General features: G+C 66.6%; 3 protein-coding genes. All 3 read right to left on the bottom strand.

Annotated elements, in window-relative coordinates; all coding sequences use genetic code 11:
* Nucleotides 1-198 (bottom strand): hypothetical protein (locus ACTS11_RS14445; protein ID WP_442641002.1); only part of this gene is annotated, 198 nt, incomplete at its 3' end.
* Entirely contained in the window at nucleotides 198-764 is a 567-nt protein-coding gene (locus tag ACTS11_RS14440) for an RNA polymerase sigma factor (protein WP_442641001.1), read from the bottom strand. The genes ACTS11_RS14440 and ACTS11_RS14445, both read right to left, overlap by 1 nt.
* A partial coding sequence (locus tag ACTS11_RS14435; RefSeq protein WP_442641000.1) for a NepR family anti-sigma factor occupies nucleotides 754-1,023 on the bottom strand: 270 nt, incomplete at its 5' end. The genes ACTS11_RS14440 and ACTS11_RS14435, both read right to left, overlap by 11 nt.

Genomic DNA, 1,023 nt, shown 5'->3' with positions numbered 1-1,023 from the left:
CCGCCCGGCGGCGCGCGCGGTGCGCGCCAGCACGTCGCGCTCGGCGAGGCGGTGCGCCTCGCCCACGACGTTCATGGTCTGGTAGACGGCGACGGCCCCGATGGGCAGGAGCGCGACGGTCAGCAGCAGGATCAGCCGCGTCCGGAGCGAGCCGGGCAGGAGCCCGACGCGCCTCCGGTCTGGCCGATCCTCCGACATCAGCCCGAAGGCGGGGCGTTCACCACGCCGAGCGTCGCCGCGTCGGTCATGTCCATCCGCTCGCCCTCCTCCAGGTGGAGGAGTTCGGCCAGGCGTTTTCGGCCCCGGTTCGCGCGGCTCTTGATCGTGCCGACGGCGCAGCCGCACATGTCGGCCGCCTCCTCGTAGGAGAAGCCGGAGGCGCCCACGAGCAACAGCGCCTCGCGCTGTTCGTCGGGAAGCTTGGCGAAGGCGACGCGGAAGTCGTTCATGGCGAGGCGGCCGTCATGCTCGGGCTTCTCGGAGAGCTGGGCGGCGTATTCGCCGTCGCCGTCCGCCACCTCGCGGCCGCGCTTGCGGTGGAGCGAATAGTAGGTGTTGCGCAGGATGGTGAAGAGCCAGGCGCGCATGTTGGTGCCGGGCTCGAACTTGTCGATGTTCGACCATGCCTTGACGATCGTGTCCTGCACGATGTCGTCTGCCGTCGCGCTGTTGCGCGCCAGCGACATCGCGAAGGCACGCAGGGCGGGCAGGTGGTCCACGATCTCGTCGCGCGGATCCACCTTGTCGCGGATCTCACGATTCATCGCCGTCCTTTCCGGCTGGCTTCTTCGTCTCGGCTTCGTTGAGTTGCCGCAGAAGTTCCATGAACCGGTCGGGGACCCGGTCGTTCAGGGCCTCGTCGTAGACCCGCCTGAGATTCTCTTCGATCTGCTCGTGCACCGGTGATTTCTTCTGGTCCTTGGCCATCGCGCTAAACTTCAAAAAAATTGCCTGCCGGGAGGGAACCATCCTGCCCGGAAAAGGTTCCAAGAAAAATGCGTGGGAGTGACGAAATGCAGGACA

Origin of the sequence: Roseicyclus sp. (genome assembly GCF_052168335.1) — a bacterium.
Classification (GTDB): domain Bacteria; phylum Pseudomonadota; class Alphaproteobacteria; order Rhodobacterales; family Rhodobacteraceae; genus Roseibacterium.
Note: the sequence above shows the minus strand (reverse complement) of the source record. Positions and strands in the feature narration are given on the sequence as shown.